At 45.8% G+C, this 22977-nt stretch carries 25 protein-coding genes; 17 read left to right on the top strand and 8 right to left on the bottom strand.

What is annotated here, in order from left to right:
* Nucleotides 1-55 precede the first annotated feature (55 nt).
* Nucleotides 56-1912, top strand: a complete 1857-nt coding sequence (locus tag CEG13_RS09105; protein ID WP_100011571.1) for an exo-beta-N-acetylmuramidase NamZ family protein — start codon at nucleotides 56-58, stop codon at nucleotides 1910-1912.
* A 171-nt stretch (nucleotides 1913-2083) separates the two neighbouring features.
* Here the strand turns inward: CEG13_RS09105 and CEG13_RS09100 are convergent, their stop codons facing one another.
* Nucleotides 2084-2503 carry an NUDIX hydrolase gene (locus CEG13_RS09100; RefSeq protein WP_100011570.1) on the bottom strand — a complete coding sequence of 140 codons (420 nt, stop codon included), beginning with the start codon at nucleotides 2501-2503 and terminating at the stop codon, nucleotides 2084-2086.
* Between the two features lie 89 nt (nucleotides 2504-2592).
* Between CEG13_RS09100 and CEG13_RS09095 the strand changes: the two genes are divergently transcribed.
* Nucleotides 2593-3309, top strand: a complete 717-nt coding sequence (locus CEG13_RS09095; RefSeq protein ID WP_158234666.1) for a GNAT family N-acetyltransferase — start codon at nucleotides 2593-2595, stop codon at nucleotides 3307-3309.
* A gap of 28 nt (nucleotides 3310-3337) precedes the next feature.
* Here CEG13_RS09095 and CEG13_RS09090 read toward each other — a convergent pair whose 3' ends face one another.
* From CEG13_RS09090 to CEG13_RS09080, 3 genes are all read right to left on the bottom strand, one after another.
* Nucleotides 3338-4234: a GNAT family N-acetyltransferase gene (locus CEG13_RS09090; protein ID WP_100011568.1), complete on the bottom strand. Its 897-nt coding sequence runs from the start codon at nucleotides 4232-4234 to the stop codon at nucleotides 3338-3340.
* Between the two features lie 130 nt (nucleotides 4235-4364).
* Nucleotides 4365-5153, bottom strand: coding sequence for a formate dehydrogenase accessory sulfurtransferase FdhD (gene fdhD / locus CEG13_RS09085; RefSeq protein WP_100011567.1), 789 nt, complete (start codon nucleotides 5151-5153; stop codon nucleotides 4365-4367).
* Nucleotides 5154-5284: 131 nt separating this feature from the next.
* Nucleotides 5285-5527: an RNA polymerase sigma factor gene (locus CEG13_RS09080; RefSeq protein WP_100011566.1), complete on the bottom strand. Its 243-nt coding sequence runs from the start codon at nucleotides 5525-5527 to the stop codon at nucleotides 5285-5287.
* Nucleotides 5528-5707: 180 nt separating this feature from the next.
* On the opposite strand from CEG13_RS09080, the gene CEG13_RS09075 reads away from it, so the two are divergent.
* Together CEG13_RS09075 and CEG13_RS09070 are read left to right on the top strand one after the other, a co-directional pair.
* Entirely contained in the window at nucleotides 5708-6952 is a 1245-nt protein-coding gene (locus tag CEG13_RS09075; RefSeq protein ID WP_100011565.1) for a hemolysin family protein, read from the top strand.
* A gap of 226 nt (nucleotides 6953-7178) precedes the next feature.
* Nucleotides 7179-9074: a PrkA family serine protein kinase gene (locus CEG13_RS09070; protein WP_100011564.1), complete on the top strand. Its 1896-nt coding sequence runs from the start codon at nucleotides 7179-7181 to the stop codon at nucleotides 9072-9074.
* Between the two features lie 83 nt (nucleotides 9075-9157).
* Here CEG13_RS09070 and CEG13_RS09065 read toward each other — a convergent pair whose 3' ends face one another.
* Nucleotides 9158-9379: a hypothetical protein gene (locus CEG13_RS09065; protein ID WP_100011563.1), complete on the bottom strand. Its 222-nt coding sequence runs from the start codon at nucleotides 9377-9379 to the stop codon at nucleotides 9158-9160.
* Nucleotides 9380-9656: 277 nt separating this feature from the next.
* Here CEG13_RS09065 and CEG13_RS09060 point away from each other — a divergent pair, with 277 nt between their 5' ends.
* Together CEG13_RS09060 and yhbH are read left to right on the top strand one after the other, a co-directional pair.
* Complete coding sequence (locus tag CEG13_RS09060; protein WP_100011562.1) at nucleotides 9657-10352, top strand: hypothetical protein; 696 nt, start codon at nucleotides 9657-9659, stop codon at nucleotides 10350-10352.
* A 691-nt stretch (nucleotides 10353-11043) separates the two neighbouring features.
* A complete protein-coding gene (gene yhbH, locus CEG13_RS09055; protein WP_100011561.1) occupies nucleotides 11044-12201 on the top strand; it encodes a sporulation protein YhbH in 1158 nt (385 codons plus the stop codon).
* Here the strand turns inward: yhbH and ymzB are convergent.
* Nucleotides 12198-12548 carry a protein YmzB gene (gene ymzB, locus CEG13_RS09050; RefSeq protein WP_100011560.1) on the bottom strand — a complete coding sequence of 117 codons (351 nt, stop codon included), beginning with the start codon at nucleotides 12546-12548 and terminating at the stop codon, nucleotides 12198-12200. The genes yhbH and ymzB overlap by 4 nt on opposite strands.
* Before the next feature lie 202 nt (nucleotides 12549-12750).
* Here ymzB and CEG13_RS09045 point away from each other — a divergent pair, with 202 nt between their 5' ends.
* From CEG13_RS09045 to CEG13_RS09020, 5 genes are all read left to right on the top strand, one after another.
* On the top strand, nucleotides 12751-14157 hold the full coding sequence (locus CEG13_RS09045; protein WP_420843797.1) for a SpoVR family protein: 1407 nt from the start codon (nucleotides 12751-12753) through the stop codon (nucleotides 14155-14157).
* A 425-nt stretch (nucleotides 14158-14582) separates the two neighbouring features.
* Nucleotides 14583-15176, top strand: coding sequence for a YpjP family protein (locus CEG13_RS09035; protein ID WP_100011558.1), 594 nt, complete (start codon nucleotides 14583-14585; stop codon nucleotides 15174-15176).
* 260 nt (nucleotides 15177-15436) lie between these two features.
* Entirely contained in the window at nucleotides 15437-16048 is a 612-nt protein-coding gene (locus CEG13_RS09030; protein ID WP_100011557.1) for a TetR/AcrR family transcriptional regulator, read from the top strand.
* A gap of 75 nt (nucleotides 16049-16123) precedes the next feature.
* Nucleotides 16124-16540 carry a transcriptional regulator Spx gene (gene spx, locus CEG13_RS09025; RefSeq protein ID WP_100011556.1) on the top strand — a complete coding sequence of 139 codons (417 nt, stop codon included), beginning with the start codon at nucleotides 16124-16126 and terminating at the stop codon, nucleotides 16538-16540.
* A gap of 46 nt (nucleotides 16541-16586) precedes the next feature.
* Entirely contained in the window at nucleotides 16587-16886 is a 300-nt protein-coding gene (locus tag CEG13_RS09020) for a hypothetical protein (protein WP_100011555.1), read from the top strand.
* An 81-nt stretch (nucleotides 16887-16967) separates the two neighbouring features.
* On the opposite strand, the gene CEG13_RS09015 is transcribed toward CEG13_RS09020, so the two are convergent.
* The gene (locus CEG13_RS09015) at nucleotides 16968-18194 is read right to left on the bottom strand and encodes a dicarboxylate/amino acid:cation symporter (RefSeq protein WP_100011554.1); all 1227 of its coding nucleotides are present in this window, start codon (nucleotides 18192-18194) and stop codon (nucleotides 16968-16970) included.
* A 364-nt stretch (nucleotides 18195-18558) separates the two neighbouring features.
* Here CEG13_RS09015 and CEG13_RS09010 point away from each other — a divergent pair, with 364 nt between their 5' ends.
* Complete coding sequence (locus CEG13_RS09010) at nucleotides 18559-19272, top strand: hypothetical protein (protein ID WP_100011553.1); 714 nt, start codon at nucleotides 18559-18561, stop codon at nucleotides 19270-19272.
* A 51-nt stretch (nucleotides 19273-19323) separates the two neighbouring features.
* Here CEG13_RS09010 and CEG13_RS09005 read toward each other — a convergent pair whose 3' ends face one another.
* Nucleotides 19324-19530 carry an H-type small acid-soluble spore protein gene (locus tag CEG13_RS09005; RefSeq protein WP_100011552.1) on the bottom strand — a complete coding sequence of 69 codons (207 nt, stop codon included), beginning with the start codon at nucleotides 19528-19530 and terminating at the stop codon, nucleotides 19324-19326.
* A gap of 162 nt (nucleotides 19531-19692) precedes the next feature.
* On the opposite strand from CEG13_RS09005, the gene CEG13_RS09000 reads away from it, so the two are divergent.
* The 5 genes from CEG13_RS09000 (at nucleotide 19693) to CEG13_RS08980 (ending at nucleotide 22937) form a co-directional block, all read left to right on the top strand.
* Nucleotides 19693-20037 (top strand): ArsR/SmtB family transcription factor, encoded by a 345-nt coding sequence (locus CEG13_RS09000; protein ID WP_100011551.1) that lies wholly within the window; start codon nucleotides 19693-19695, stop codon nucleotides 20035-20037.
* 25 nt (nucleotides 20038-20062) lie between these two features.
* Nucleotides 20063-21358: an arsenic transporter gene (locus CEG13_RS08995; RefSeq protein ID WP_100011550.1), complete on the top strand. Its 1296-nt coding sequence runs from the start codon at nucleotides 20063-20065 to the stop codon at nucleotides 21356-21358.
* A 15-nt stretch (nucleotides 21359-21373) separates the two neighbouring features.
* Nucleotides 21374-21793 (top strand): arsenate reductase (thioredoxin), encoded by a 420-nt coding sequence (arsC, locus tag CEG13_RS08990; RefSeq protein ID WP_100011549.1) that lies wholly within the window; start codon nucleotides 21374-21376, stop codon nucleotides 21791-21793.
* A 31-nt stretch (nucleotides 21794-21824) separates the two neighbouring features.
* Nucleotides 21825-22205, top strand: coding sequence for an OsmC family protein (locus CEG13_RS08985; RefSeq protein WP_100011548.1), 381 nt, complete (start codon nucleotides 21825-21827; stop codon nucleotides 22203-22205).
* 117 nt (nucleotides 22206-22322) lie between these two features.
* Complete coding sequence (locus CEG13_RS08980) at nucleotides 22323-22937, top strand: M20/M25/M40 family metallo-hydrolase (protein WP_239984606.1); 615 nt, start codon at nucleotides 22323-22325, stop codon at nucleotides 22935-22937.
* Nucleotides 22938-22977: the final 40 nt, after the last annotated feature.

Raw genomic sequence — 22977 nt, 5'->3', positions numbered from 1 at the left:
CAGCAAATGGACCATGTATTTGAAGTCATCATAACAAAACGGGGAGTTGGTCTCAGTGAAAATCAATAAATATATCTTTATAACTGGCGTTTTTGTGCTGATCATGGCCTCTATTATCACTACCTCCAATGCCGCGGGGAACAATGGTAATAACGGAAATAAAGGAAAGAAAACAAAAGTGACACCAGGCATCGAGGTTTTTCTCAATGAGCATTTGGATTGGGTGGAAGGAAAAAAGGTCGGCCTGATTACCAACCCAACGGGCGTGGACAGCAATCTGACCAGTGATGTAGATCTGTTGCATAACCATCCAGACGTAGAGCTAACTGCATTGTTTGGTCCGGAGCATGGTATACGCGGAGATCAGGAAGCAGGGGAGTATGTTGATTTCTATGTCGATGAGAAAACAGGTCTCCCTGTTTATAGTTTATATGGACCAACATGGAAGCCGACAGAGGAAATGATGGAAGATGTCGATGTACTTTTATTTGATATCCAGGATATAGGGTCCAATGTTTATACCTACATTTATACATTAGGCTTTGCATTGGAGGCAGCTGCCGAATACGACAAGGAACTCATTGTGCTGGATCGTCCGAATCCGCAGGGAGGAACAAAAGTGGAAGGGCCACTGCGTTCGGAAGATGCGGTAAGCTTCATGGGAAGGTTTATGCTGCCAGTGCGTCATGGGATGACGATCGGAGAATTGGCTGTGATGTGGAACAATGAGTACAGCATGGGAGCGGATCTAAAAGTTGCCAAGATGAAAGGCTGGAAGAGAACAATGCATTACGAGGATACCGGCTTGCCTTGGGTAATGACTTCTCCAAATATCCCGTCAATGGAAACTGCTTATCTGTACACGGGAACGGAACTTCTGGATGATACAAACTTATCCACGGGTCTTGGGACAACGAAACCTTTTGAGCTTGTTGGCGCCCCTTGGGTAGATGGGGATGCACTTGCGGAAGAAATGAACAACAGGGATCTTGCAGGCGTAACGTTTAGATCTGCATATTATGAACCGATGTTTGGCACGTATGAAGGGGAAAGAATTGGCGGAGTCCAGGTGCACATAGACGATCCTAGAGAAATTGACTTGGTTGAACTTGGCCTGAACCTAGTTGATGCTATGCGCGATCAGAATCCGGAAGAATTTGAGATGACCTCAAGCTATGCCAACCTTATCGGAGACCCGGAAGTGCCTGCCATGATTATGGAGGACATGCCTGTCGACCAGATTATTGAATCGTGGCAGGACGAATTGCAAACATGGGTAACGGAAGTGCGCAACGAGTACTTGTTGTATAACCCTTATCCTGCTGGCGCCCAGCCATACAAAGAAGAAGGATCAATAGGTATCCTGCCGCTTGATCTCACTGCATCTCCTGGAGAAGAAGTAGAATTGACAGTCCAGGGTCATGATAAAAATGGAGACTCACTTGATATTGATATTTCTGAAGTGAAATGGGAAGTGACGGGAGAAGTAGGCCATGTAGAAGACGGTATTTTCCATGCCACTAAGGAAGGGGAAGGCAGAGTGATAGCCACATATGGAGATTATCAGGCTTCCAGAGAAGTGGAGGTTTCGGCTACCAAAGTTGGAAATATCCGCTATGGAATTCATTCTACTTACTCTAGGATCGTATTCGATCTTAATAAGACAATTAATAATTATGAGATGGAAGAACAAGAAGGTAAACTGATACTGAAGATACCTTATGGACAGATAGCTGGTGAATTGCCAGCAGAGGGCGGGACGTTGCAAATTAATAACAGTCCGGTAGTCGAGGAAATCAATTATTATGTGGAAGATAATATGTTTATTGGAGAGTTTGACCTTAAAGTAGATGGAGTTAGCTATCAAACACCGGAATTTGCTAACAGGATAGTGATTGATCTGGAGCATTAGGTAGGAAAAGCCACTTGCTTGGATAAGGCAGGTGGCTTTCTGAATGATTAATTGGAGGTAGAGGACAGAGGTATTTTCACAGAATCTAAATGATTTGGAGGTAGCTATCTATAATGAAATATCCTCCAGCTGAGCAGCCAAGACTGGCAATAAGCCAAGTCTTCTAATCAGTTAGAAAGTATTTGTAGCTTTCAAAATCCCAAGCAAAAACTCCCTGTCTTCCGGATAAGTCAATTCCAAGTTCCTGATCTCCTCAGCTGATTTCCAGGCAATCTCATAAATCAGCTCATCCGGGTCTTGAATCTTCATTTCCCCGCCTGTGAGCTGCACCATAAAGTAGTGGACTTCAATGGAGATAGAATGCTCGTTGGAGAGAGCCTGTTTCACTTTAAGGTCTTCTCTTATTTCTGCAATGTAGCCAGTTTCTTCCTCAATTTCCCTTAAGCAACAGGCTCGAAATGTCTCGCCTTCCGCTTTTCCGCCGGAAGGGACAGCCCATTTCTTTGATTCTTCAGGTGTTCCCTGCAGCACCATGAGTATCTGTGCATTCTTGTTAACACAAATACCCGCCGCTCCAAACCATTTTTCCACGAAATCACCTCCTGCCAAGGAATTTTCAAAATAGTCATACCACAGATTCCTCTAACTGTATTATGATAGAAGCAAAGGTGGGAGCAAACATGCAGTTATACAACATCATAAAAAATCAGCCTAAATACTGGCTAGTCGATCAAATCCATAAAAAAAATGTCACCCAGGCGGAATATCAAAGAGCATTCAGGCACATCCTGGACGAATGGCATGAGCAGCAAGTTGGCTATCTGTCCGTGCTAATGGATGAAGCACATGAAAATTGGCCGCTCTCTAATGGCTTCGAAAAAGTGACGAGCATCGTGGAATACGAAAGGGGCCTGGATGCTCTGCCTGAGCCCGAACCGGGAATAGAATATCATGCGCTTTCGGGAGGGAGAATCACCGGCAGCGAATATGCAGCATTGTATGACCTGTGCCGCACCGGCTCGGCAAATAAAAACGAGCAGCAGAAGGTTGACGAGGTAATGGATTCTCTGGAAAGGGAATTGGGGCCGAATTGGCGGGAGCATTGCTATTATTTTCAAAAGGATGAAGTCATGCTGGGGATCGGCATTCCCCATATCGAAATGGGCACACAAGATGAGGGGCGGCTGTTTTACTTTGGTGTGGCACCGGAAGCGCGAGGGCGTGGTGTTGGATCGGCTCTGCATAAAATCACACTAAAGCTGTTGAAGAAGATGGGAGCATCCTATTACGTCGGCAGTACCGACACCCATAACACAGGGATGATTAAAATTTTCCAGAAAAATGACTGTGTGCTTCGAGATCAAAAAGGCATGTATCGCATCGAGAAAAAGGGCTGAACGCATACTGGTTCAGCCCTTCGTTCGTCTATCTCTTTGCGTACATACGCTGCTCAAGCGCCTGCCACTGCGGTTTGTCAATTCCATACAAAATCCACGGAGAAGGTAGTTCAAACGGATGATTTTCTGGCAAGGAGGCAGCTTCTTCCTTGGTCAGATCCATCCAAATAAATGATTCCTCGTCGACTCCGACTGTGAGTTTCTGATATTCCTTCGTGACTGTCTCCCACAACCCCGGCTGGGAAGTGATGTCGCTCCAAGGATAAAGTGCATGCAGGAAGAGATACCTCTTCTGGTCCGTCTTGATGATCAGCGCGCGTGACTTCTCCGCATTTTCATAAAAAGACCAGCTGTTCAAGTTTTCATCAGAAAAAAGATCCCAAGAACTAGGGAAAGGATAAAAGCATTGGTAAGGGAAAATTCCACCGGGTTTCACGTACATTTCTTCCACCCATTCTTTCTTCCGCTTCAGGTCTGTCACAGGATTCCACGGCTCCGCATCCGTCATTAGCTGCGATACATCTTTTGTTCTCGCGCCATGCAGCATCGTCTGGGGAACGAGATTATTTTTCTCCAGTACGCGCTGTGCTGGGGTGTTGTGCTCCTGCGTGTTGGCGCCGACCCACTGAATGCCCTCCACTTGAAAGGCCTCGTGCAGCACATGCGCAAACAGTTCCGTGGAAAATCCGCTTCCCTTAAAGCGCCGGTCACTCCGCAGCCGCCCCAGCATTGCATAACTTGTCGCGTAAATTGTATAGCCAGCCACACTGACGAGCTGGTTATCCAAAAACAAGCCATACAAACGGTTGCTGCCTGTTATTAAACGCGGAAAAACCCGCTTTATGTAATCATCATCAATCCCGGTATCCAGTGCCTCGACATGGGGGAAGTCTTTTTCGAGAAGGGTTCGGATGTGTTTGGTCATGTGGGTTGCCTCCTTCGATCAGTAAACATGCTAATTTACATTATAAGTGGTGGGTTATTGGGTGAAAAGAAAAAAGTTTTAGCAAGTTTGTCAGGATGTTAAAAAACACACAGTTCTCCACGCTACGATCTTATCCCACCACCCGCTCCGGATGCGAATAAACATTAAACGACTCACCCCTAATAAAACCAATAGCGGTGATATTAAGATCATCAGCAAGCTGTATGGCAAGGTCGGTTGGTGCGGACTTGGACAGGACAATACCAACGCCAATTTTGGAAGCTTTGATCAGAACCTCAGAGGAAATTCGTCCGCTGAAGACGATGATTTTGTCACGGACTGGTATTTTATTCATCAGGCTGTAGCCATAAAGTTTGTCCAGCGCGTTGTGCCGGCCGATGTCGGATCGGCTGGTGAGGATATCGGAGGACGAGCAGAGAGCGGCGTTATGCACCCCGCCGGTATTTTTAAACACAAGGCTGTTTTCCTGCATGTGCCTCATCAGCTGGATACAGTTTTCAGCCTGAATGGTCGTTTTTGCCATCGATGTTTTGGCAGTGCGGACATCGCTCTGCAGGTAAAATTGTCTGCTTTTGCCGCAGCAGGAACCGATAAAACGTTTGGAATGATCCTGGTGGATGGCAGGCAACTCGGTTTTCAATGTCACATGGGCAAATCCAAGATTTTTATCCATTTTCAAGTCTGTGATGTCGGCCGGGGCGCGGATTACCCCTTCGGAAGCCAAAAACCCAATAACCAACTCATCCAGGTAGGCTGGCGTGCAGACCATGGTGGCAAATTCCTCGCCATTTACCTTGATAGTAATTGGGAATTCGGCAGCAATTTCATCTTCCATTGCTTGTAATTGGCCATTTATGTATCTGACAACGGGTTGTTTGTGGGTTATATTTTCGCTCATTGTTCCGATACCCCTGTTTCTTAATTAGTAGTTGGCTCATTATAACCTGATTTGTTTTTAATGGACAAGAAATCGGACTAGTAGTTGGATAAGGCTCAAGTTTAGCATCCTTTATTACTAGTCAGATCCGATCAACACTGCTGCAGACAATAATTGGACAGTGCTTTGGAAACAAATTCATCCTCCTGGAAGTGGCTCGGGTTACGCCAAATTTCTTCAAACAGCGCCCGAATAACTGCAATAATCCTATCCGTATTATGTATCATTAGCCTGAGAAGATTATATAAGTGCAAACTGTAACGATCATAAAGCTCTTCCAAAGCCTGCTTCTCCCGATTCTGTATACGTTTTAAAAGTTGTTTGTCTGTATGCATAAGAAAGGCTCCTATCCACCTAATAATCTTTTTCCACTAAAGCCTCTGCATCAAACTTTGAATGTCGTAAACCTCTTCCGCACCAAACGTCCTTTTTCTTTTATTTTTTCAAAAAATAGGCTATACTTGCATCAACTGCACTCAAAATTAAAGCAGTTATATTTAAGGAGGAACTGCCTCGTGATCATTGCGATCATACTATTATTATTCACTTCCTTTTTCTTTTCGGGAAGTGAGACTGCATTGACGGCCACCAATCGAATGCGGCTGCAGACGAAGGCCAATAATGGAGATGTCAGGGCGGAAAAGCTGTTAAATCTGGTATCCAAGCCGAGTGAATTTATTACCTCGATTTTGATTGGGAATAATATTGCCAATATCCTGCTGCCTACACTGGTGACGACGCTTGCGATACAGCAGGGATTCAGCGTTGCCGCAGCATCAGCGATTCTGACCATTACGATTATTATTTGCTCCGAAGTCATTCCAAAATCGGTTGCGGCTGCCTATCCGGACCGTATCTCAAGTATTGTTTATCCCATTATCCGGGCAGTTGTGATTATCTTAAAGCCTCTTACTATCGCACTTAATTGGATGACAGACCGGATTGTAAGTGCACTATCCAGAGGGCAGGACGAAGATGTATCCGTCTCCAAAGAAGAATTCCGTGCGATGGTGGATATTGCCGGGTCGGAAGGAACCTTTGAAAAGGAGGAATCCCACCGGATAAAAGGCGTGCTCGATTTTTATAATTTAAATGTTAAAGATGTACTGAAAACACCGCGAGTGGACATGATAGCACTGCCGGACACGGCCACTTTTGAAGAGGTGCGGGATGTCGTGCTTCAAAACCCCTATACCAGATATCCGGTTTATAGAGGAGACAGCGATAATATTATTGGTATCTTCCATTCCAAGTTTCTCCTCAACTGGGCGCAGGATCCGGATAAAAAGACGCTGGTATCACTTGCCGACATGGAGCCGCTGGTCATTTATGAATTTCACTCGATTGAGTGGATATTCCGGAAAATGACCAAAGAGAAAAAACATATGGCGGTCGTGCTGGATGAATATGGCGGTACAGAAGGTATCCTGTCGCATGAAGATATTATTGAAGCCATGATCGGGCTGGAAATTGAAGACGAGATGGATCTGGAAGATGAAATGCTGATTGAAAAACTGACAGAAACGGAAATCATCTGTGACGGGAAAATCCCGCTCTATCGGCTGAATTCGATTTTCCAGACACGTATCCCTGAGGATGAGAATGTGCTGGCAGGTTATTTGCTGAAGGCATTCCATGATTTTCCGGAAGAGGGAGATACGCATGAGGAAGACCACCTTACCTTTGAAGTTATGGAGGTAGAGAACCGCAGTATTAAGCAGGTCCGCATTGTGAAAAACATAGAAGAAGAAACCGAATAAAACATAGGCTGTTTTGGCAGAGTTATTGCTGGAGCAGCTTTTTTAATGGAGGAAATGATGGGGAAATCGTGAGCGAGTGAGTGGCATACTTCCAACCGAGCGATCCACACTGGCTTCGGAGAAAACAGCCAAACGATTCACTCAAAAATCAGAAGTAAACAAACCGGTATCTTAATCTCCGCCCTTGCATAGGATGATAGAAACCATGCCCTATGGGAGGAATATAATGGATATTCTAAATAAAGTGAGACATTTTCGGGAAGAGGAAGAACAGTTAAAGTGGCAAGGGACGTTTGCGGATTATCTGGAAGTTGTCAAAGAAAGACCTGAAGTTGCTCAGACTGCCCATTCACGCGTTTATAATATGATAAAAAGCTCCGGACTGACGGAAAAAAACGGGAAGAAAATGTACCGTTTTTTTGGTGAGGCGATATTTGGGCTGGAGGATGCGATTGAAAAACTGGTGGAGGAATACTTTCATCCGGCGGCCAAGCGGCTCGATGTCCGCAAGCGGATTTTGCTTTTAATGGGCCCGGTCAGTGGCGGGAAATCAACCATTGTGACGATGCTCAAGCGCGGGCTGGAGGCATATTCGCGGACAGATGAGGGTGCGGTTTATGCGATCAAAGGCTGTCCGATGCATGAGGACCCGTTCCATTTGATTCCACAGCATTTGCGCGAGGATTTTTATGAGGAGTATGGCATTCGGATTGAGGGCAATTTGTCCCCGCTGAACACGATGCGGCTTGAAAAGGAATATGGCGGCCGGATTGAGGATGTAGAAGTGGAGCGGATTTTCCTGTCCGAGGATAAACGTGCAGGCATTGGCACATTCAGTCCGTCTGATCCGAAATCACAGGACATTGCTGACTTGACGGGAAGCATTGATTTTTCGACGATCGCGGAATTCGGTTCGGAATCGGACCCTCGCGCCTACCGGTTTGACGGGGAACTGAACAAGGCGAACCGCGGCATGATGGAATTTCAGGAGATGCTGAAATGTGATGAGAAGTTTCTCTGGCATCTGCTTTCCTTGACGCAGGAAGGGAATTTTAAAGCGGGGAGATTTGCGTTGATAAGCGCCGATGAGTTAATCGTTGCGCACACAAACGAGGCAGAATACCGTTCGTTCATTTCCAACAAAAAGAATGAGGCGCTGCAGTCTCGGATGATTGTCATGCCGATTCCGTATAACCTGAGGGTGAGCCAGGAAGAGCGGATTTACCAGAAAATGATTAAGGAAAGTGATATGGCGCATGTCCATATTGCTCCGCATGCCCTACGAGTGGCGGCGATTTTCTCGATTTTGACGCGGCTGGAGGAATCGAAAAAGCATGGGATGGATCTCGTGAAAAAAATGCGCCTCTATGATGGGGAAAATGTAGAGGGTTTCAACCAGGGCGATGTCGATGAGCTGAGCAAGGAATTTCCGGCAGAGGGGATGAACGGGATTGATCCGAGGTATGTGATTAACAGGATTTCCTCGACGATTATCAGTAAAGAGGTGCCATCGATCAACGCGCTTGATGTGCTGCGTTCGCTGAAGGACGGACTTGACCAGCATGCCAGCGTGTCCGAGGAAAGCAAGGAAAATTACATGAATTATATCTCGGTGGCCAGAAGAGAATATGATGAAATTGCTAAGAAAGAGGTCCAGAAGGCATTTGTCTATTCCTATGAGGAGTCGGCGAAAACGCTGATGGATAACTACCTGGACAATGTCGAGGCCTATTGCAACCGCAATAAATTGAAAGATCCGCTTACGGGTGAGGAAATGAATCCGGATGAAAAACTGATGCGATCGATTGAGGAGCAAATCGGCATTTCGGAAAATGCGAAAAAATCATTCAGAGAAGAAATCCTGATTCGTATCTCTGCGTACGCGAGGAAGGGCAAGCGTTTTGATTATAATTCCCATGAGCGGCTGCGTGAGGCGATTCAGAAAAAACTGTTCGCTGACTTGAAAGATGTCGTCAAAATTACGACAACATCAAAAACGCCGGATGAGTCTCAGTTGAAAAAGATCAACGAGGTAATCGCCCGGCTGATTGACGAACATGGCTATAATTCTGTTTCTGCAAATGAGCTGCTCCGCTATGTGGGGAGTTTGCTGAACCGGTAGATGGGAGAGGGAAGCAACAAGACAGGGTGTGTGGTGTCTTGTTGCTTTTTTGGCCGTCCGGGAAATTAGCTTCAAATCATTGATTAAAGAATAACGAACCATATAACTAAAAAGATAATGATTAAAGCAATATAAAATAAAGCTCTAAATATTGAAGGTTTTTCATATACGTCAAGAGCCCCAATGGCGATTGCGAATAAAACCAGGATGACTACCATCATATTGTTTTGTGTTATTAAGGAAAGTAACAAGAAAAGCGCCATCCCTATCTTTAATACTATGTTTAATAGTAAGTTTACACTCATATATTTTACCTCCCTGTATAACTAATTTTATATAAATTTAAAAAATAATTCAAGTAAACACAGGGTAATTTTAAAAATTTATATAGATTAATAACAATAATTTAATTATATTGAGAAAATGTAAATTTAAATTTACATTTTAATTTGAAATACATATTCAATTATGTTACTATATAATTAACCGGTTGAATTTTATGAGTTTTTACCCACAATATAGTACGTACAAAAAATCTACTTCATGAAAAAACTCTTAATAAATTTTCGAGGAGTGTATCAAATGAAGTCGAAAAGAATTCTAATTCTTAGCTTGTGTTTTGCTTTGGTTATGAGCTGCGGATTACCTGTTACTAGCTTTGCTAATGCCAGTAATATTGAAGGAAACGGTATTGAATTCACAGAGAAGACCGAAGATTCTTGGGAATACATTCAAGAAAAAGATGGGGAAACGTATAAGGTTATTGAACACCTTAAAGATGAATCTAGTTTGCAAAGTTATATTTACAAGTTAAATAACAATGGAAACTACATTCTACAATCAGAATTACAAGTCAATCTTACAAATGATAATGAATTAGTAACAAAGGAAATAAAAGATGGTGAAACAACTGTAACAACAGAAGATGTATCTGGATATGCACAAACCGTTGAATCTAATAATTCAATCAATGATGAACTAGGTGAATGGGTTCATTTAGATACAACTTACGGTCAAAAAGACGTGGGGACTACAGTAGGAGCAGTCTCTTTAGTTTTATCAATTTTCATTCCTAAGCCTGCAGCTCTTTTAGTAAATTTAGCGGCGTTGGTTATTGATAGTAATACCCCAACTGTATATTATAGAGAAGAATATTATAATAAATATTTAATTGGGACAACTATTCCAGCTGCAGAGATGCAAGCAACTTATCTTTATGCGGACCCTTCTAGGAGTCAACATATAGGTACGGATCACTTTATTCAATATTATAATTAAGTGTTTTTCCATGAAAATCCTTTATAATGCTTCCTAATTATATCCACTATAAAGGGTCATTACATGGACAATAATACACGATTAATGCTGTCTAATTTTGCTGAAGCATGCTAACATGCCGATAATACAGGGACTCCTGTATTATCGGTTTTTTCAAAGATAAGAACGCATAGGGCGACTGAGCTTAGGTCCTCTTCTATAGAGGGTGGAATTCATCCCAATGGGTAAGAACTAGCCACTCGCCTTGGTAATAGATGGGATATGATGGAAGGAGCTTAATTTTGACGAAGAAAAAGTGAAATTAGTTAAATACTCTATGCTAAGGTCTGTAACGTATCGAACGCTATTGCAACCACTTTTTGAAATGAGCCGCATTTTCAGGCGAAAAAATGCGGCTTTATCTATTTAATCAAGTAATACTCTGATGACGCTCACGGGTTGAAGTTTCCGCTTAGGAGTTAAAGCTTCCCAGAGCAAATCTCCCATCCCATCTGTCGAATCCGCCCAGTTTTTTCATCTCACAAATTTCCCAGTACTGTAAAGAAACGTCGTCCCCCTGCATAGGATAAAAGAAAACTTGGCTTATCGTCACATTATTTCGGCGAAAGCCTTTGTTGTATTACGAAGCCTAAATAAAGCGGGAATCTGACCTCGCTAAAGACTCAGGCAACTATCTTCGGGAGGGGATACAATGCGTGATGAAAAAGGAAGCTATGCTGTCTCCAAGGAAAACTGGTCCCTCCATCGCAAAGGCTATCAGGATCAAAAGCGTCATATGGATAAAGTAAAAGACGCCATCAAAAATAATTTGCCCGATCTTGTTACAGAGGAAAATATTATCATGTCCAATGGCCGGGATGTCATCAAGATACCTATTCGATCGCTGGATGAATATAAAATTCGCTACAACTATAACAAATCCAAGCATGTCGGCCAGGGGGACGGAGACAGTGAGGTTGGTGATGTGGTTGCCCGGGATCCGAATGCTAAAAAAGGGCAGGGCAAAGGAAAAAAGGCAGGCGATCAGCCGGGCGAGGATTACTATGAAGCCGATGTATCGCTGGCCGATATTGAAAAAGTACTGTTCCGCGAGCTCGAACTGCCGAATCTGAAGCAGAAGGAGCAGGCGGAAATCACGACAGAAAAGATTGAGTTTAACGACGTCCGCAGAAAAGGGCTGATGGGGAATATTGACAAAAAGCGAACGATCCTGTCAGCGCTGAAGCGAAACGCCACCAAAGGAAATCCGGGGATTAATCCAATTCATAATGATGATTTGCGTTTTAAAACATGGAATGAAGTGCAGCGGCCGGAGTCCAAGGCGGTCGTCCTGGCAATGATGGATACCAGTGCTTCGATGGGAAACTTCGAAAAGTATATGGCCAGGAGTTTCTTTTTCTGGATGACCAAATTTTTGCGTTCCAAGTACGAATCTGTGGAAATTGCTTTTATTGCTCATCATACGGAAGCAAAAGTGGTCAGTGAAGAAGCGTTCTTTTCCAAAGGGGAAAGCGGCGGAACGATCTGTTCCTCTGCCTACTACAAAGCGTTGGAGCTAATCGGTGAGAGGTACTCGCCCACCCGCTACAATATTTATCCCGTGCATTTTTCCGATGGGGAAAATATCACCTCGGATAATCCGAAATGCCTGGAGCTGGTCAGCGAAATCATGGACCTTTCCAGCATGTTTGGCTATGGGGAGGTAAACAGCTACAGCAGGCCTTCCACCTTAATGAATGCGTATAAAGATATCGATGATCCGAAATTCCGCCATTATATTTTGAAAGAGCGAAGTGACGTCTACCAAGCAATGAAGACCTTTTTTCATAAAGAAGCGGCGACGGTCTAATGGGCGAGTTCGATTTTGTAAACGGCCCGCTCGGTGCTTAGGAGAAAGGTCGTACCGTCAAATTCGTAGAGCGACAAGTCTTCCAGCGGAATTTCATAAGTGGAGGAAGGCAGCGGTGGTGTGGCGTCGCTGTCTGTCCGGATCTCCCCGTCTCCATTCAGCATGAGCGCGTGCCGTCCCTCGTAATCATCAATGCGCGGGGGATTTGTGGCATAGGTCAGGCTTTTCAGATCGACAACCGTCTCATCTACGTCATTCAGTTCATGCTTGGTGATTTTAATCGGCTGCCCGTTCCACGCTTGCAGCAGCTCATTAAATTCTTCAATTGATAAAAAACGTGCGTCCATAACGATCCCTCCTGTCCTTTAAGATTTCCAGGATGGAGCGGAAAATACATGCGGAAATAATTGGTTTTTGGGGAGGGGAAGCAGGAACGAATCAGCTTTTGGAAAGGGAACAGCACATAGCGGCACCCACGGTGATAATTTTTGCGCCACCCGGGTGCCTGTGATTTTTCGAATGGAAAAACGCCATTTTGGGGGGATAGCTTTGACGGAAACAAAGGAGTTAACCCATGCAATTGAGGAAATTACCGAAATTGCTTCGGGATTCGGCTTGGATTTTTATCCGATGCGTTATGAAATTTGTCCGGCAGATATTATTTATACATTCGGCGCTTACGGGATGCCGACACGGTTTACCCATTGGAGTTTCGGCAAACAGTTTCACCGGATGAAACTGCAGTATGATCTTGGGCTGAGCCAGATTTATGAGCTCGTGATCAACTCCAATCCATGCTATGCGTTTCTGCTTGATACGAACAGCCTGATTCAAAATAAGCTGATTATTGCGCACGTGCTGGCCCATTGTGATTTTTTCAAAAACAATGTTCGCTTTTCCAATACACGGCGAGATATGGTGGAAAGCATGACCGCAACGGCTGAGCGGATTGAAGGCTATGAGCACGAGCACGGCAAAGACGAAGTGGAGCGGTTCTTGGATGCGGTGCTGGCGATACAAGAGCATATTGACCCGTCACTTGTAAGGCCCAAACTGCCGTCCTATGACACCGAAGAGGAAGAGGAGGAGCTTGCCGGGCCTGTCACGCCATATGACGATTTATGGGACCTGGATAAAAAGGAAGAAAAAAAGGCAAAACCCAAGAAAAAGCGCAAGAAACTCCCACCAAGGCCGGAGAAAGATCTGCTTTTATTTATCCAGGAATTCAGCCGAGAGCTGGAAGATTGGCAGCGGGACATTTTGACAATGATGCGGGAGGAAATGCAGTATTTCTGGCCGCAGCTGGAGACAAAAATTATGAACGAAGGCTGGGCATCGTACTGGCACCAGCGCATTCTGAGGGAGCTTGATCTGACATCAGGGGAAACTGTTGAATTCGCTTCGTTGAATGCCGGGGTGGTGCAGCCTTCCAAGCAGCAGATAAATCCATACTATCTTGGCCTGAAAATTTTCGAGGATATTGAGGAGCGCTACAACAATCCTACCAAAGAAATGAAGGCACTTGGTGTGGAGCCGGGATCAGGCAGGGAGAAGATGTTCGAGGTGCGGGAGGTCGAGTCGGATATTTCCTTCATACGCAATTATTTGACCAAGGAACTGGTAGCCAGGGAAGACATGTATTTATTTGAAAAGCAGGGAGAGTACTATCGCGTTTCCGATAAAGAATATGAAAAAATCCGCGATCAGCTCGTCTCCATGCGCGTAAACGGCGGCTTCCCCTATATCACCGTGGTGGATGGCGACTATTTGCGAAACGGCGAATTGTACCTGATGCACAGCTACGAAGGAACGGAATTGGATCTGGAGTACCTGGAGCATGTGCTGCCATACATTTATCAGCTGTGGGGACGCAAGGTGCATATGGAAACTGTGGTTGATGATAAACAGGTCGTGTATACGAGTGATGGAGATGCGGTGAGGCAGAGGAAGTTGTAGAAAGAAGGGGGCTGCCGCTGTGCCGGCGGTCCTTTTTGCGGTGGGTGAAAGGTGGTTGATCGTGTTCTGGGTGAGCATATTTCCGAGAAAGCCCTTCTCAACGACAAACCGGGTTGGGAGAGCGCCCGAAATGTCGTAGAGAGAGAGCATCTCAAGGACAAAATTAGTAAGAAGAACAATCCAAATGACTGCGAGAACCAGTCTCAAGGACGAAACAAGCAGAGCGAGCGCCCAAAGTATCCGCGAGAACGGCCCCCACCCTCACCTTGACCGCCTCACCCCCCCAAATACGGCAAAACCATAAAAAATCCAAGTAATTTACCTCAACTATATTACAATTTTATAAAAAATTTAAAATTAGGATAGACATCTCAACTCAACATGGTAAAATTTAAGTAGAGTACATACACGAGAGGGTAATCGAGATGAAGCCATGGATGAGAAAATCACTTGTTGTTTTGTTCACGATTATGACATTGGGGCTGTATACCCCGCCTGCTTATTTGACGACGGATGCACAAGAGAAGGAAGAAACTTCTTCGGACACGAGAGAAGATGTGGCCCAAACGGTGGTAGTGGCGGATGTCGATGAGGATGTTGCTCCCCAGCAGGACGAAGCCTATTTTGTCAACACGCTAACCGAACAGGCGAAGCAGCAGACAATCACGAAACTGGGACCGCGGATTATCAATCAAGTGGAGGACGAGTTCACGGACATTATTTTGCCGAAGATGGAAGAGGCGATGGAGACGATCTTCGCCGATGCTGGTGAGGACAGCCTGCCGTATTACGGGATTACCGAGCAGCCTGCCCAGGGCCATGGGGAGCGGATCTTTAACATTTATGATTTCCATTCGGAGCAGGTAATTGCCAAATTCCATGTGCGGCGGGACAATCGGCCGCTGGAGGGGTACTGGTTTAATTTCCATTATCATTTGCAGGACGACGGATTTGAGAAGCATTATGTCATCGGGGAAATTTACTGGGACAAAAATATCCCGCCAAAATGGATGGCTTAGAGGCAAGCGCCAGATGCACGGAAAACATTTGCCGGGTATCTGGCTTGTCTCCGTGATTGTGATATCACCTTCCTCTGAATATCTGCTGCTGCACCAAACCTATCTCCAATAAATTCCACTCGATTCACCACAGAATCGGGATAAACTAAAAATGTGACAATAATGACACGTTGTCATAAATCCATTGACTTGTGACACGCTGTCATATAAAATGGAATTAAGACATGACACCATGTCACAAGGGGGTCGGAGGAAGCAGCATGCCGAAAACTACATTTTATAACTTACATCAAGAGAAACGGGATACCCTGATTGAAGCGGCAGAGAAAGAGTTTTGCCGAGTGCCGGTGTTTGAGGCTTCGATATCCAATATCGTAAAGGAAGCCGGCGTCCCGCGTGGAAGCTTTTACCAGTATTTTGAAAATAAAGAGGATGCTTTTTTCTATCTGTTGAAAGAACAGGGGAAAAAGCGGCAGGAGCTGTTTGTTTCCCTGTTAAAAAAACATCATGGCGATATATTTGATGCACTTAACGAGATGTACGAGCAGATGCTTAAAGAAATGTCTCAAGGGGAAAACATGAAACTGATCCGCAATGCACTGCTGCATGTCACACATGAGATAGAAGATGTTTTTACCGAGATGTTTGCGGCTGACCGGAAAAAAGATAAGTTCCGCGAAATCGCTGCATTGATCGATCAGGACAAGTTAAATCTGAAAGAAGATCATGATTTATTTCATATCATGCAAATTGTTACCGCAGTAGCCTTTCGCAACCTCGTCGAGAAGTTTGCCAAGGATTTGCCGGACGAAGAAGCGATGGACAACTTTGTAAGGGAAATGAATTTATTAAAAAACGGACTTTATAAATGAGGTGAGACCAGGAGTAGTTACAAACCGTGTTATTTAGTCAGCATACTAAAATCAAGAAAGAATGGGGTATGATAAATGACAGTAAAGGTTTATGGAGCGCCATGCTCGTCTACAAGAAAAGCAAAAGATTGGCTTAGAAAGAATCACATCGCTTTTGTCGAACGAAACATATTGAAGGAACCGCTAACAGTGGAGGAACTGCAGGATGTACTAAGGCTGACGGTCGATGGAACGGAGGAAATTATCTCCACCAGATCCAAAGTCTATAAGGAGCTTGATCTGGATATTGACTCACTGCCATTGCAGGAGCTGCTGCAGTTGATTCAGGAACATCCGGGTTTGTTGCGCAGCCCGATTCTGATGGACAGCAAAAGGCTGCAGGTTGGCTATCATGAGGAAGATATCCGCCAATTTCTGCCGCGAAAAACAAGAGAGAGACAGTGGCTGCAGTGGAAAACCAGCAAACTGCGTCTGGCGGACGGACTCAGCTAAATCAACAGCTGTTACCCTAAACCGGCTGAACGCGGGAGGCAAGCAAATGAAATTGATCGCGGAACAGCCGTATACCAAGATTGAACGGCAGGTAAAAAGCATTGAACAGGTAGATGTGGAGCATCACCGCACGATGTATTTGTACGATGAAAAAGTGGTCACCCAGCACCATGAATTCCCGATCCGCGACGTGTTTGATATGTCGTACCGATTCATCGGCGGCCAAGGGGGACTGCTTTACCTGCACACCTCTAGAGGTGTTTTCCCCTATACGGTAAAATCCTCACCAGAGCAATTTGTAGCAGCCTTCAAAGAATTCACCGAACAGTGGAGAACCAGGCAATAATACACAAAAAAGGGTCCTCAGGTACATACCTGGGGACCCTTCTTTGTGTATTGCAGGAATGGCGTAGGCTCCGTAGCTCATCTAAACAGCCTGTTTTTTCCCTTTCTCTGTTTTATTCACAATGCTGGTACCGGTCAAATCACCCGTGATATTCAGGCAGGTCGCGCCCATGCCGATCAGGGCATCAACTGCAGTAAGCAAAGCAGCGATCTCAAGCGGCAGTCCGACCTGGACAAACACGGTGGCAATCATGACAATACCAGCTCCCGGGATGCCGGCGGTGCCGACAGAGGCAAGTGTCCCAACCAGTACGACCTGCAACATGGCGGTAAAGCTGAGCGGGTCGCCGATCATATTTGCAGCAAATGCCGCCGAGACGGCAATCCGAATGGCTGCGCCGTCCATGTTGATGGTTGCGCCGAGTGGCAAGCTGAATCCATACAGACTTTTGGAGAGTCCAAGGTTTCTCGCAGCATCCAGAGTCAGCGGCAGTGTGCCCGAACTGCTTTGCGTAACAAACGCTGTCAGCATCGGGGTCCTGGCAGAGCGAAAAAATTCCCTTGGTGAAATTTTGAATAATACCATCACCAAAATATAAAAACCGAGTTGCGCGAGTATCGCAATATAAAACACCATCAGCATATGACCAAGCGAGACGATGGTATCCGTTCCCTGGCTGCCGACTGTGTCAGCGATTATGGCGAAAATCCCGATAGGAATGTACTGCAGAAAGCCTTTCATAATGGTAAGTGTCGCTTCATTTAATCCATCGAAAACATTATACAGCAAGTCGCCGGTTTTTTGATAATCCGTCCGGGAGCGCAAGACGGATATAGCTAAGCCGAATACAAGGGCAGTAAAAATCAGCCCCATCAAGTTGAGCTCACTCATAGCAGTCACAATATTATCCGGCACAATGTTCAAGAGGACACTGACCATTCCGGGGTTCTCCGGCTGATCCAGCTGTTGATCCGTATTAAGCTGTACACCGCTTCCCGGATTAAATATGCTGGAAATTGCCAGCCCAACGATAATAGCCATGGCTGTTGAGGCCAGATAATACAAGATAATTTTTCCGCCCATGCGGCCCAGCTGTCCCGGCCTCGTCTGATTAATACCGACAATGAGCGTGAATAAAATGAGCGGGACAATCAGGAAGTTTAAGAGACGGATAAGCAGATCCCCAAGCGGTGCAAGTGCGGCCGCATCTTCCCCAAAAATCAGCCCCGTGATTACACCGAGAATCAGTGCAATAGTAATTTTTAAAATCAGCGAGGCATCCAAATAGCCCCTCCAAATTTTTTTCATGAACGTAATCTCCTCCAAGGTTTTATTATAATTCGTATGAAATAACTAGGAATTAATCAAGACTCAAGATACACTAATCCTATGCACGTGTCAAAAGCATTGCTTCAATGGATTGGCGGGGGGAGATTGGTTTCATACCCTTGATGAGTGCGCGAATGAGAAGTTTTCCGCTTCGTTCGTGTCTTCATTACGGGACTGTAGCGATCTCTTCGCCGAATCACGCGAGGACACCCTCGAATCACGCGACCACACCCTCAAATCGCGCAAACCAGACAGCCCGCCCTTTCAACAATAGGTAAGTGTCCCGCAAGCCCCACCATGCATACGCTATAAAGAGCAGCAAATAGTAAGGAGTGTCAGTATCATGGGTTTGTATATGAATCCGTACAACCAAAATCTGTTTAAAACTAACGACGACCTGCAGGAGCCAAATCAGCAGGTATTTGTCCATAGCCACATGGCGGAAATGATCAAGCAGCAAAAACAGCTGAATGATGCGCTGTTCCGTTCGTTCCACGAATTAAGCGAACGGCAGGCAAAGCAGGGAATCACCCAGGCAGACAGGTGGAAAGCAATGAATGAGCGGCTCAGTGAACTAAGGGCGATGGACCACCGGCATCAGGAAATCGAACAGGAGACCTTGGAGCGGCTGAGGAAAATGGAGTCCGGGCAGCTGTCCCGCGACCAGGTAATGCAGCAAATGGAAACACTTGAGCAATCTAACCTGAAGATTATCAACTGGCTGAAAGCACTGGAGGAAGAAAGCGGGCGCACGGCTCAGAAAATCGACCAGCAAACAGAACAGAGTCAGCAGCTGACAGCACAACTTTCCAAGCAGGAAGCGGAGCAGGATGACGTGGTAAGCAGGCTGGAAAATCAGGAAGCGATTTTAGAGAAAATCAGCCGGCAAATGGAGCATTTTCGGGAAGTCCTGTTTGAGCGTTCCGGTTATCTGGCAGAAAAAATCGAGGATGGCTATCACCTCACGTCTTCCTATGTTGATAAGATGCTGAAAAAATCGGATCAGCCTGTGGCGTTTTACATGATACAAAGGCAGAAAGAAGAAAAAGAAGGCTAATCGCATCTGCAAAAAACCCAACTGGCACAATTTGCGTCAGTTGGGTTTTGATTATGAAAAGGGTATTGATTTCGTAAGCTCAACTTCCTCAAGTCCCGGTAAGTCGACTTGCTGCACATGATCCATGTCATCCAGCGGAAAAACGGTGGCTGTTTCTTCGTTGGCACTGATTTCCTGAATATAAACCGGGATTCCGTGGTAATTGACATTGACCAACACAAAGGAATCAATAATTTCCTCGGCACGTTGTTTATCCACCTGAGCACCCTCCTTCATTCAGGGATCGTTTTTATTTTTTCTCAGGAGAAGAGCGCTATACCAGGAAGCCCCATCCATTTTTTAGCTTGCCGCAAACTTTTTCTTTGATTATATAAGCAAATAATTATATATTAATGAACGGAAACATAAGGAGGTGCTTGGGTGCAAAAGACAGCAATGGAAATCGATCAGGCGGCGATTATTTTAAAATTGCTCGGCGACAGGACCAGGCTGACAATGCTGAAAATCCTGGATGAAGAGGTGTGCTGTGTCTGTGAGTTTGTGGATATTTTCGGGATGAGCCAGCCCTCGATCAGCCAGCACCTGCGCAAACTGAAGGACATTGGAATGGTGAGGGAAGAGCGGAAAGGGCAGTGGATTTTCTACTCGATCAACAAATCCCATGATGATTATCCATTTGTCCGCGAGCTTTTGGGCCAGCTGCCGAGTCAGATATACAAATTAACGGAATTGGAAGCACAGGGAAGGCGGATATCCTGCTGTTAGCGGAGTGTCTTTCCTGATTGGAGGAATGGTTTTGGCTGTTTTAGCAATTATAATTTTCTTAGCAACACTCATTCTCGTGATTTGGCAGCCAAAGGGATTGTCAATTGGCTGGTCCGCATGTGGCGGCGCTATTGTCGCCCTCATTGCTGGAGTGGTCGGATTCGGGGATGTCATTGAAGTAACAAGCATTGTCTGGAATGCCACGCTGGCGTTTGTCGCCATTATCCTTATCTCGCTGATTTTGGATGAAATCGGGTTCTTTGAATGGGCTTCGCTGCATATGGCCCGAATCGCCGGCGGAAATGGCGTTAAGATGTTTGTCTATATCAGTCTGCTCGGGGCAGTGGTCGCGGCCCTTTTCGCAAATGACGGCGCTGCGCTGATCCTGACACCGATCGTCCTGGCGATGGTGCGCAATTTGAATTTCACGGAAAAGATGGTCTTTCCGTTTATTATGGCGAGCGGGTTTATCGCTGACACCACATCCCTGCCGTTTGTAGTCAGCAACTTGGTCAATATTGTATCGGCCGACTTCTTTGAGATCGGATTTGTGGAATACGCCTCACGAATGTTCATCCCGAATCTTTTCTCCTTAACGGCGACGATTCTGGTATTATACCTGTATTTCCGTAAAAGCATTCCGAAGACCTATGACCCGGGGAAACTACAGGAGCCCCGGGAGGCAATCCGGGATCCGAAAATGTTCCGACTTTCCTGGTATGTGCTTGGCCTCTTGCTGGTCGGGTATTTTGCCAGCGAGTTCATCAACTTGCCGGTGTCGATTGTGGCGGGAATTATTGCGATTTTCTTCATGCTGATGGCACGTAAAAGCGAGGCGGTCAACACGGGAGCGGTCATCAAGGGCGCACCGTGGGACATTGTATTTTTCTCGCTTGGCATGTACGTCGTCGTCTATGGGCTGCAGAATGCCGGGTTGACCGACCTGCTTGCCGGTGTGATTCAAGCCGCTGCGGAACAAGGGTTGTTTGTTGCGACCATATCGATGGGCTTCATCGCGGCTGTGCTGTCATCGCTCATGAATAACATGCCGACCGTGATGATCGACGCATTGGCTATTGCGGAGACCAATACATCCGGGGTAATGCGCGAAGCATTGATTTACGCTAATGTCATCGGGTCGGATCTGGGGCCGAAAATCACCCCGATTGGTTCCCTGGCGACTTTGTTATGGCTCCATGTTTTATCGCAAAAGGGAGTGAAGATCTCCTGGGGGACGTATTTTAAAACGGGAATTATTCTCACCGTGCCGATTTTGCTGTTTACTTTGATCGGACTGTATCTGACTTTACTATTGCTATAAAAAGGAGAAATCAACATGGCGAAAAAAACGATTTATTTTCTGTGCACCGGGAATTCCTGCAGAAGCCAAATGGCAGAAGGATGGGCAAAACACTATCTCGGCGAGGACTGGGAGGTGAAAAGTGCCGGCATTGAGGCACATGGGCTGAACCCGAATGCGGTTAAAGCAATGCGTGAGGCGGGCATTGATATTTCCGAACAGCAATCGGAGACGATCGATCCGGAATTTTTAAACCAGGCAGACATGGCCGTGACCCTATGCGCTGATGCGGCTGACCGCTGCCCAATGACACCGCCGCAGGTAAAACGCGAGCACTGGGGATTTGATGACCCGGCGGGGGCGGAAGGAACCGAAGAAGAGAAGTGGCAGGTTTTCCAGCGCGTCCGGGATGAAATCGGCGAGCGAATCAAACGTTTTGCAGAGACAGGCAAATAAGCTAAAATATAAGGTGAAGAAGGTGATTATCATGGAATATTCAATGACGGAACATGGTTTTCAGGCAGAATTCGAATATGGCACACTGGATGTTTCCAGCCAGGATGAATTCGGCTTTCGTCCCTATTCCCTGCTCGTTTCCTCGGTAGCAGTCTGCAGCGGAGGCGTTCTGCGAAAAGTCCTGGAAAAAATGCGCATGGATGTGGAAGACATTAAAATTTCAGCAGATGTCACACGAAATCCCGACATCGCCAACCGCGTCGAAGCCATTAAACTGCATTTTTTAATTTACGGAAACGACCTGTCGGAAAAGAAAGTGGAAAAGGCCATGGAGCTGACAAAGAAAAATTGCTCGATGGTACAGTCGGTGAAAGATAGTATTGAGATTAGTGAAACCTTTGAGATTAAGTAGGCTGGATGAATGGAGAAATGCCTGGGCGCGGGAGCTCAGGTGTTTCTTTATGTGGATGGGGACGGCGTATAAGAGTAACCATCACAAAAAAGGGAATAGTAAATACGAGGTGATAGCATGGACAAAGAGCAAGCCAAATCATTTTTAAAAGAAATCATTCAAATTAATAGTGTTAATCCTCCTGGCAATGAAACAGAGGTCGCAAACAAGCTTAAAGGCCTATTTGACGAGCACGGCATCGAGACGGAGCTTGTTGAATATGACGAGAACCGAACGAATCTCATAGCCCATTTGAAGGGAAAAGAGGAGGGGCCAGTCCTGGGTCTTACTGGACATATGGATGTCGTGCCTCCGGGTGAAATTGACTGGGAGCATGACCCCTTTGCAGCGGATGAGGCAGATGGCAAAATTTATGGACGCGGCGCCAGTGATATGAAAAGCGGGCTGGCTGCGTGTGTGCTGGCGATGGTGGCATTAAAAGAAGAAGGGCTGCCGCAAAAGGGTGAGATCACTTTGCTGGCAACGGTTGGCGAAGAAGCGGGGGCCGTGGGAGCGCGCCAGCTGACGGAAAAAGGCTATGCCGATAAGCTGGATGCCCTTATCGTTGGAGAGCCGACCGACAACCTCATCAAAAATGCCCATAAAGGCGCGTTGTGGCTGCAACTCATTACATATGGCCAAACCGCCCACGGATCGATGCCGGAATACCAGCTAATAGTTGTCAACATTTAAAGGTAAAAAAGTTCAATGAAACATGTTACACTAAAATTGA

Source organism: Lentibacillus sediminis, from assembly GCF_002763455.1.
GTDB classification, from domain to species: Bacteria; Bacillota; Bacilli; order Bacillales; family Amphibacillaceae; genus Lentibacillus_D; species Lentibacillus_D sediminis_A.
Note: the sequence above shows the minus strand (reverse complement) of the source record. Positions and strands in the feature narration are given on the sequence as shown.

Excerpts from the sequence above, each read along its gene's own strand:
- CEG13_RS09095 (WP_158234666.1), top strand. The coding sequence starts at position 2,593 with ATGCAGTTATACAACATCATAAAAAATCAGCCTAAATACTGGCTAGTC.
- CEG13_RS09090 (WP_100011568.1), bottom strand. The coding sequence starts at position 4,234 with ATGACCAAACACATCCGAACCCTTCTCGAAAAAGACTTCCCCCATGTC.
- fdhD (WP_100011567.1), bottom strand. The coding sequence starts at position 5,153 with ATGAGCGAAAATATAACCCACAAACAACCCGTTGTCAGATACATAAAT.
- CEG13_RS09080 (WP_100011566.1), bottom strand. The coding sequence starts at position 5,527 with ATGCATACAGACAAACAACTTTTAAAACGTATACAGAATCGGGAGAAG.
- CEG13_RS09070 (WP_100011564.1), top strand. The coding sequence starts at position 7,179 with ATGGATATTCTAAATAAAGTGAGACATTTTCGGGAAGAGGAAGAACAG.
- CEG13_RS09065 (WP_100011563.1), bottom strand. The coding sequence starts at position 9,379 with ATGAGTGTAAACTTACTATTAAACATAGTATTAAAGATAGGGATGGCG.
- CEG13_RS09060 (WP_100011562.1), top strand. The coding sequence starts at position 9,657 with ATGAAGTCGAAAAGAATTCTAATTCTTAGCTTGTGTTTTGCTTTGGTT.
- yhbH (WP_100011561.1), top strand. The coding sequence starts at position 11,044 with ATGCGTGATGAAAAAGGAAGCTATGCTGTCTCCAAGGAAAACTGGTCC.
- ymzB (WP_100011560.1), bottom strand. The coding sequence starts at position 12,548 with ATGGACGCACGTTTTTTATCAATTGAAGAATTTAATGAGCTGCTGCAA.
- CEG13_RS09035 (WP_100011558.1), top strand. The coding sequence starts at position 14,583 with ATGAAGCCATGGATGAGAAAATCACTTGTTGTTTTGTTCACGATTATG.
- CEG13_RS09030 (WP_100011557.1), top strand. The coding sequence starts at position 15,437 with ATGCCGAAAACTACATTTTATAACTTACATCAAGAGAAACGGGATACC.
- spx (WP_100011556.1), top strand. The coding sequence starts at position 16,124 with ATGACAGTAAAGGTTTATGGAGCGCCATGCTCGTCTACAAGAAAAGCA.
- CEG13_RS09020 (WP_100011555.1), top strand. The coding sequence starts at position 16,587 with ATGAAATTGATCGCGGAACAGCCGTATACCAAGATTGAACGGCAGGTA.
- CEG13_RS09015 (WP_100011554.1), bottom strand. The coding sequence starts at position 18,194 with ATGAAAAAAATTTGGAGGGGCTATTTGGATGCCTCGCTGATTTTAAAA.
- CEG13_RS09010 (WP_100011553.1), top strand. The coding sequence starts at position 18,559 with ATGGGTTTGTATATGAATCCGTACAACCAAAATCTGTTTAAAACTAAC.
- CEG13_RS08995 (WP_100011550.1), top strand. The coding sequence starts at position 20,063 with ATGGTTTTGGCTGTTTTAGCAATTATAATTTTCTTAGCAACACTCATT.
- arsC (WP_100011549.1), top strand. The coding sequence starts at position 21,374 with ATGGCGAAAAAAACGATTTATTTTCTGTGCACCGGGAATTCCTGCAGA.
- CEG13_RS08985 (WP_100011548.1), top strand. The coding sequence starts at position 21,825 with ATGGAATATTCAATGACGGAACATGGTTTTCAGGCAGAATTCGAATAT.
- CEG13_RS08980 (WP_239984606.1), top strand. The coding sequence starts at position 22,323 with ATGGACAAAGAGCAAGCCAAATCATTTTTAAAAGAAATCATTCAAATT.